Raw genomic sequence first — 6,939 nt, 5'->3', positions numbered from 1 at the left:
ACTCTAACCCCTGATGAGCCAGAGCCTCCCTTCTCGAAAAGCTTGATCTGTCTCAAATTATCTGACGACGGACAGCTGAGCGCGTTCGTCAGCGGCTGAGCCGGAATGTTGAACTGACGCGCCGGAGCGGTCGTATCTTGCGTTTGCACGATCTGAGCGAAAGCAAGGTGCGCGTATAATACCGGCCCGGCAGACAGCGCGCAGACGCCAGCACTCTGGAGCAATCGGATAGTCGCGCGCTTCGACCTACTTTGTGTGACCGATCCAATTCTATTTGTTACGCCCCCAGTATGCATCAACTCGCTCTTCTTCACTTGTCATTGCGCAGCCACTCCGTAGGCATGCACTTCCGACCGCAAAGACGTAGAGCTGCCGCAAGATTCTCACGGTAGCGCTCGTTTTGGAGGAATTATAAGATTTGCGAGCGAACCAATTACAGACGCGACACGATCCGCACGAACGGGGTCAGGGCACGGACTTTGCCGCCGAAGGGCTCGACGAGCCCAGCGAGCGCGCGGTCAGGATCGCGCAGATCGAACAGCCCGCTCACCTTGCGGCCCGCAAGGCTTCTGTCGGGAAGCAAAATCGAGGCCGAGAAATAGCGCTGGATCAATTCGATGGCCGATTCCACGGTGACGTTGGACAGAATGACCTTTCCTTCACGCCAGGATCCGATTTCCTCAAGGGATACCGGCTCGATGCTTACATTACCTGTCATGTGATCGACGACGAACATTTGGCCAGGCTTGAGAACGGCAGATGGTTCGTCCTTCGCGGCGGGCGTGGCTTCGATGGAGCCGCGCAGCAGCGCAACTTTCGTGCTTGTCGATGAGGCCTGGATATTGAAGGCGGTGCCATGCACCTTGATTTCGACGCCCTGCGCATCGACGAGGAACGGCCGCCTGGTATCGGTTGCGACGTCGAAGAAGACCTCTCCTGCCAGCAGCGTAACGCGGCGCTCTGTCGTTCCGATATCGGCCTTGATCGCACTGCCTCCGCCGAGCTCGACGACGGAGCCATCGGCCATCCGAATATGTTCGGTGTGGCCGGCGGCGGTACGATAGTCGGCGTGGATGGCAATGAGGATTGCTGGAGCTGCAATCCACAGCACGCATGCCGCGACAACCGCGGCGACAACAATCTCGATTGGTCGACGATATGATCTGCGCACCGTCCCGGAGCGTGGAGAAAAGCCGGGTGCGGAGGTGTGCGCCACGTGCAATTTCAAGCGCGGATCGACGTCTTCCCAAACCTTCTGATCGTAGGCGGGTTTGACCGCGCCGAGCACGGTCCATGTCTTGTTGGCGCGCTCCCACGCGCGCCGGTTCTGCTCGCAAGCCGCAAGCCAGGCTTTGAATTCATCGAATACTGCGGAGCCCTGGGACGCGTCTTCCAATCGTAGAATCCAGCCTGTCGCCTCCTCGAGCAGCTGATGCTCCGTATCGTGTTTCGCAGCCAACGTTCCAATGTTCCCTGTCGCGGTGCTGTGTCGCCGTCTACCAATGAACAAGACAAAGCCGTCAACCCGAACGAAGTCGCTGGCTTCACATGTTTCTTTACAAGACTATTCGCGGCCGTCCGAGTCCTGTTCGAGCCGAATCGTGACCGTTGCTACGGCCGCTTGGATGAGACGGTAGACCGTCGGAACAGAGACTCCGAGGTGGGCAGCCACCTCTTCGACCGAGTGTCCGCCGAACCTGTGCATTTCCAGCGCAATGCGCTGTTTCTCCGGCAGCCCGGCGATGATGTCCATGGCTCGGCGCTCGTTCTCATAATAAAGAACGGTTTCCTCAGGCGTGGGTGCGGCCTGTGAGCTGGCCCAGACCGGCGCATTGTGGGCGCTTCGCAGATTTTCCAGCCGCTTCCGCCGCAGCACGTCAACGGCCAGATTGTGCACGATACGGAACAGATATGATCGTGGACGGGCGCTCGGCGTTCTCCCGTCACCTGTCGGGATGAATTTGATGAATGCTTCCTGGACCAGGTCCTCGGCGCCCTCGCGAGAGCCGAGCAGGTACGAGGCGTAGTCGATGAGAACGGCGCGATAGGACAGATACAGAGCGAAGCGTGGATCAAGCCCTTCCTTCATCAGAGCCTTCTCCCCCGATCACGCACAATCCTGCCGCGTCCCGGTCCCGGCCTTGCCTCCATTCGCCCTTGGGCCATGACACTGGTCGGGCCCTGCCGGCCAACGCGTTGTATGACTCTTGACCCGGTCATGCGGCCCCTTCGGCCCGCTAACCTCTTGATTGATCAGGGCGCCCACTGCACGCGAAACAGTTAGAAACTCAGAAATTCGTTCGCAACGACAATCATCTATAATGCCTCTAGCTAGGGTTGAACTTGTCCGCCGCAGGCCGGTGGCTGTGTTCCATTCAGAGCTACGGAAAACGGCCGGAAGAGACTGCGCACGCCATGATCAATGGCCGCTGCGTACCGATCGACGGGGATACATGGACGACGATGGTCTTGTCCGCGTCGTATCAGGGGTATGATCGTCTCCAGTTTCGAGAGCATCACTTCAACCGGGGTCGAGAACATGACCGCGACGCACTGGTGGCGGCGCAGTGCGCAGCCATCAGCAGCCGAGCGAACCCGGTTCTTGCTACGTCTAACGTTGAAAGACCTAGATTTTTGATCCTGTTCTAAACGATTGTGCCTGTTCGTTTCTGGCGTAGCCGGGCTTATTCTACGGTTGGCCCCCCGGGGCTGGATTGATTTGACCGCCGATCTTTCAGTTGGTTGCGGGGACGTGCAACCATCTCAAATTGCTTTTTCAGGCGGTAGCCTGAGCACGCATTGCGTCCCGAACGCAGTGAGCATCTTCTAAGTTGTTGATTTTTCTTGATGCTGCAGGTGCTTCCGTCCCGTTTTGTTCACGGTCGTTTCACCCAATTCATTGCGATTTCGTTGCGCTCAGGCATGAGAACAGTGATGGCTGCGCCAAGGTCGCAGCCAACAGTTCGCCTCGTCGAATAGCCGGTCCAAATCCGGAGGGCGTCGAGAATTGCCCCAAGCGCGAATCCCGGGACTACGTCACCCAGTGCGCCAGGACCATTATGCGCGTCAGCGACAGACCGACCGCGAGCGCGCGGATTGACGCGAAGCCTGCAAGGGCATGGAGGACGCCGCCGCAGACCTGCGCTGATCGGAGCCACGCAGCGCGTTGAGCACTATGAAATCGCCGGGTCTTTCGGCGGCCGATCGCGACCGTGAGCCTGGTCCATGACGAAACCCTCATGCGCTTCATAACGGAGCGGACATGCGCCTTCCATGCTGAGCACCGAAGCGTTTCGCGGTACCGCAACTTCAGTCACTGCATTGCCTTTCCACGCATCACCCGTTTCGGTCTTCGCCTTGCGCTTCGATCTCGGCGTGACACATCGAGACGGCCCGCTTCAGTTCGGCCTGCTGCCCGCGAAGCGCGTCGGCAAGGCGCTGTCTGGCGAAGATCGCGGCTTTCCTCGAACGGGCGAAGAGCTGCATTGGGCATGCAATCCCACGATAATGGTTCGCTCGCAGTCGATGGGTTAAGACTGAAGAAGGTCACGGGGACCCTCAGCTTGCGTTAGTGACCGCATCAGTTCCCCCCAGTTCCCTCCTCGGGCCCGCGCCGCTCTCGCGTCCTCCCTCCGCGCTGATCGCCATGAAGCAAGGCGGCGGGTCAGAAGCAAAGCCGGGCGACGGCACGCCCATTCCGACCCTCGTCTTCCACGGCGATCGCGACACGACCGTGCATTCGAACAACAGCGGTCGAATTGTCCGGCAATCCATCGGCGAGCCGGGCCGCCAATCGGTGCGGGTCTCCTTCCGATACGGACTCGCATCACGTCGGCTCGATTCTTTCCGTCGGGAACGACCGGCCGATTGGGCCGTTCGACTGCGTGACGGATGCCATTTCCTAGTGAGCCACCAGTGAGCGTACTTCTCGTCGAGGACGACCCTCTGATCCGCGAATTCGTAGTCGAAGCGCTGCGCGAGGCAGGCTATCACGTGATCCACGCGAGCACTGGAGAGGAGGCTCTGGCCTGGTGCGAGCACCACGTCGCGCTGGTCACCGACGTCAGGCTGCCCGGACAAGTCGATGGATGGCAGATCGCGGAACGCTACCGAGAGCAGGATCCGAACCTGCCGGTCATCTACGCAACGGGCTTCTCGCCCACCCCACCACGCCCCGTCCCCGGCAGCCGCATCGTGAAGAAGCCCTTCCATCCGGAGGAGATCGTCCGGACAATCAAGGAGCTCGGCGAGGAAAAGGGGGCACCGCCTGGTTAGCTGCTCTACTCATGGCAAAGCCTTTCTCTTCTTCAAACAGTTCGGTGAGGGGTCGTTGCGATCCTGTACGCCGATCCTGCGCAGGGCATGTTCGTAGGCTCGAGACAGCCGCGCGATCTCTTCAGGCCCGAGAGGTGAGTTTTGAAGTATCCGGTAGATGGCCAATTGTTATTCCCATGCGGGCACCAATCGCTGAAGGAGCATTGCATCGTCGAAGCAAATTTTGGTTTCGCGACCTGCCGCCTTACTTTCGTCCTGCGAGGATGCAGTGAGAGGTAGTTAGCGAAGAGCGCCGCTGACCTGCGGTCGTACTCGTCTGCCTTTCCGGGCGACTGGATCAAGAAACTTCGCTGCGCGCAGAGGAACGATAGCGCGAGCGCCAGGTTTTCCCCGACGCCCCTGCCCCAAGGGGCGAAGCCCGTACTGGCCCGAGCTCATAGCCCCTGCCCCCCGAGCTGGGCCTTCATCCGGCGAGCTTGGGAAGCGCCGCGAACCGGAGGCATCGGCGAAGCTCCCGCCCTTCCGAATCCTTTGCTCCCCAGAGGCTATTGGTCTTCGTCTGCGGCGGCCGAATCCTGGGTGCCGAGCAGCTTCAACGCGGTCTCGATCTTGGCGAGGCGCGCCTGGATTTCGGCGCGCTCGTTCGAGCCGGGATCGGCTTCGAGCCGCGCCAGCAATTGCTCCTTCTGTCCCAGGAGCTTTGCAACGGCAGTCATCTCATCACCGAGAAAAGTAGCCATATCGAAAGGGCCGCTCAGAGAGCGGCCCTTTTCCTAGTTCACCAGCGGCCGGTGCCGAAGCTGAAACCGATGCTCGGGCCACCGCCGTAGTAGCCGTAGCCGCGATCGTAGTAGCCGGGCCCGCCATAGGAGCCGTAGCTCCGGCGCACCACATAGCCGTCGTCTCCGCCGTAGTATCGCTGGACGTAGCGGGGACCGCGGGTGCGGTAGCAGCGACCGTACTCACTGCAGACCAGGCGAACCTGATCGACGTTGGCCACCTCCGCCGACCCGAGCGAGGTTGGATTGAGCGGAGCTGCCGACGCAGCCGACGCCAACAAGGCGGTCGCGAAAGCACCGAGCGCAATTGTCTTCATGTTCGTCTTCCTCCGTTTGGCGAGATCAGTCGATTTCTTCGATGACGCGACGTTCCTGCGGTTCGACGATGTAGGTGCGGCTATCCCGGTGAATGTACCGGTTGTGTGTACTGAAAACTTAAGCTCGGGCGTAATGGTGGTGAAGGCCACCAAGGATGGCGTGTGATTTGATGCTTCCGGTTCGTTGAATCTGGCGCGCGATCGGAGCATCTTTGTTCAACGAACGGTGCGTTCTGATGTCGTTGTAATAGCGAGCATACTCTCGCAGGATTCGACGCAGGTGCACTTCGCCCAGGACAATGACGTGTTCCAAACACTCACGCCGGATCGATCCGATCAGCCGTTCGGCAAAGCCATTCTGCCACGGTGAAGCCGGTGCGGTTGGCTTGTCCCGGATGCCCATGGCGCGCAATTGTCGCGTGACAACGCTGCCATAGATCCGGTCGCGATCGCGGATGAGGTAGCGCGGAGCCTCATCCCAGGGAAATGCCTCCGTTATTTGACGTGCAATCCATTCTGCGGTCGGAGTTGCCGTGACATTGATCCAGACGAGCTTTCTGCGGTCCAGTCGGACGACGACGAAGGCATAGAGCAGGTCGAAACCGATGGTCGGAACAACGAACAAATCCATGGCGGAAATTTCCGGCGCGTGATTACGCAAGAAGATCCGCCATCCCTGGCTGGGTGGCCCGCGTCGCTTCACCATGTACTTGGCGACGCTGGACTGCGCGACCTCGAACCCGAGCTTGAGCAGTTCGCCGTGGATGCGCGGCGCGCCCCAAAGCGGATTTTCGACGCTCATCCGCCGGATCAACGCGCGCAACTCGGTGTCGATCGGCGGTCGGCCTCCCTGTGGCCCGACTTCCAGCGCCAGTAGCAGTGAAAGCCAGCCCTCTGCCAACGCATGAGCGTCTCGGGTCGGATGATGGTGAGAACCTGCAGGATCGACGGAAACCAGCGATACAGCTGGACAAGGAACCAGCGATCATGATTCGTGAGCTGGACGCGACCATGCAGCCGGCGCCGCAAAACAATTAACTGATGTCGAAGCACCGCGTTCTCGGCTTCGAGTCGCAACTTCGACTTGAATGGCGAGACCAGGACGGCCAGCACGAAACACAGCAGCCCAATCATTCCGTCAGCTTAGATTCCATCACGCTATCAACCCAGACAAGGTTTTCGGTACACACAGGAAGGTAGACCGGACTACGTCAAGCTCCTTTATAAGCCTAGGGTTTGACGTCGCGGGTTGAGACGCGGTTCAAAGCAATTCGCGACAGGGGCGGCCAAACTCAGACCGTTGAAGTGCACTTCCGTTAATGGCCCTAAAGGCGACATACCTCGCCCAGCCTCCAGTCGCATCCGTCGTTTTCCCGAGCCGTTCATCTACCGATCTTAAAAATGTGAATGGCCTGATTTCGAATTAACTAGAGCAACTGTTTGTATGGTGAAACGTCGGTGACCATCTGGCCCCATTGGCGAAGTGCCAATTGAAATGGACCCGCGGAGCGGGACCGCTTGAACCGGTTTGTTAGTTGGAAACTGACCGCTCCTGATCCCTTTCTATC

General features: G+C 59.5%; 8 protein-coding genes and 1 pseudogene. 2 read left to right on the top strand and 7 right to left on the bottom strand.

Annotated features, from left to right (window positions below):
- Nucleotides 1-433 precede the first annotated feature (433 nt).
- The 3 genes and pseudogenes from AAFX91_RS37280 to AAFX91_RS37270 form a co-directional block, all read right to left on the bottom strand.
- The gene (locus AAFX91_RS37280; RefSeq protein WP_245287585.1) at nucleotides 434-1,288 is read right to left on the bottom strand and encodes a FecR family protein; all 855 of its coding nucleotides are present in this window, start codon (nucleotides 1,286-1,288) and stop codon (nucleotides 434-436) included.
- A gap of 24 nt (nucleotides 1,289-1,312) precedes the next feature.
- Nucleotides 1,313-1,459, bottom strand: a pseudogene (locus AAFX91_RS37275) (DUF4880 domain-containing protein); the annotation flags it as partial.
- 105 nt (nucleotides 1,460-1,564) lie between these two features.
- A complete protein-coding gene (locus AAFX91_RS37270) occupies nucleotides 1,565-2,089 on the bottom strand; it encodes an RNA polymerase sigma factor (protein ID WP_028168187.1) in 525 nt (174 codons plus the stop codon).
- A 1,184-nt stretch (nucleotides 2,090-3,273) separates the two neighbouring features.
- Here AAFX91_RS37270 and AAFX91_RS37265 point away from each other — a divergent pair.
- Nucleotides 3,274-3,534: a hypothetical protein gene (locus tag AAFX91_RS37265; protein ID WP_394569834.1), complete on the top strand. Its 261-nt coding sequence runs from the start codon at nucleotides 3,274-3,276 to the stop codon at nucleotides 3,532-3,534.
- A gap of 381 nt (nucleotides 3,535-3,915) precedes the next feature.
- Nucleotides 3,916-4,275 carry a response regulator transcription factor gene (locus AAFX91_RS37260; protein WP_394569833.1) on the top strand — a complete coding sequence of 120 codons (360 nt, stop codon included), beginning with the start codon at nucleotides 3,916-3,918 and terminating at the stop codon, nucleotides 4,273-4,275.
- 545 nt (nucleotides 4,276-4,820) lie between these two features.
- Here AAFX91_RS37260 and AAFX91_RS37255 read toward each other — a convergent pair.
- From AAFX91_RS37255 to AAFX91_RS37240, 4 genes are all read right to left on the bottom strand, one after another.
- On the bottom strand, nucleotides 4,821-4,991 hold the full coding sequence (locus AAFX91_RS37255; RefSeq protein ID WP_165421571.1) for a hypothetical protein: 171 nt from the start codon (nucleotides 4,989-4,991) through the stop codon (nucleotides 4,821-4,823).
- Between the two features lie 62 nt (nucleotides 4,992-5,053).
- Nucleotides 5,054-5,371, bottom strand: coding sequence for a hypothetical protein (locus AAFX91_RS37250; protein ID WP_130230643.1), 318 nt, complete (start codon nucleotides 5,369-5,371; stop codon nucleotides 5,054-5,056).
- A gap of 118 nt (nucleotides 5,372-5,489) precedes the next feature.
- Nucleotides 5,490-6,173: an integrase core domain-containing protein gene (locus tag AAFX91_RS37245; protein WP_394569832.1), complete on the bottom strand. Its 684-nt coding sequence runs from the start codon at nucleotides 6,171-6,173 to the stop codon at nucleotides 5,490-5,492.
- Nucleotides 6,174-6,181: 8 nt separating this feature from the next.
- Complete coding sequence (locus tag AAFX91_RS37240; RefSeq protein ID WP_394569831.1) at nucleotides 6,182-6,505, bottom strand: hypothetical protein; 324 nt, start codon at nucleotides 6,503-6,505, stop codon at nucleotides 6,182-6,184.
- Nucleotides 6,506-6,939: the final 434 nt, after the last annotated feature.

Source organism: Bradyrhizobium sp. 31Argb (assembly GCF_043638955.1).
In the GTDB taxonomy this organism is placed as follows: Bacteria; Pseudomonadota; Alphaproteobacteria; order Rhizobiales; family Xanthobacteraceae; genus Bradyrhizobium.
This window is presented reverse-complemented; position numbering and strand designations above follow the sequence as displayed.

What these genes read in the sequence shown, in the direction of transcription:
- AAFX91_RS37270 (WP_028168187.1), bottom strand. Translation starts at nt 2,089, where the DNA reads ATGAAGGAAGGGCTTGATCCACGCTTCGCTCTGTATCTGTCCTATCGC.
- AAFX91_RS37245 (WP_394569832.1), bottom strand. Translation starts at nt 6,173, where the DNA reads ATGAGCGTCGAAAATCCGCTTTGGGGCGCGCCGCGCATCCACGGCGAA.
- AAFX91_RS37240 (WP_394569831.1), bottom strand. Translation starts at nt 6,505, where the DNA reads ATGATTGGGCTGCTGTGTTTCGTGCTGGCCGTCCTGGTCTCGCCATTC.
- AAFX91_RS37250 (WP_130230643.1), bottom strand. Translation starts at nt 5,371, where the DNA reads ATGAAGACAATTGCGCTCGGTGCTTTCGCGACCGCCTTGTTGGCGTCG.
- AAFX91_RS37255 (WP_165421571.1), bottom strand. Translation starts at nt 4,991, where the DNA reads ATGACTGCCGTTGCAAAGCTCCTGGGACAGAAGGAGCAATTGCTGGCG.
- AAFX91_RS37265 (WP_394569834.1), top strand. Translation starts at nt 3,274, where the DNA reads ATGCTGAGCACCGAAGCGTTTCGCGGTACCGCAACTTCAGTCACTGCA.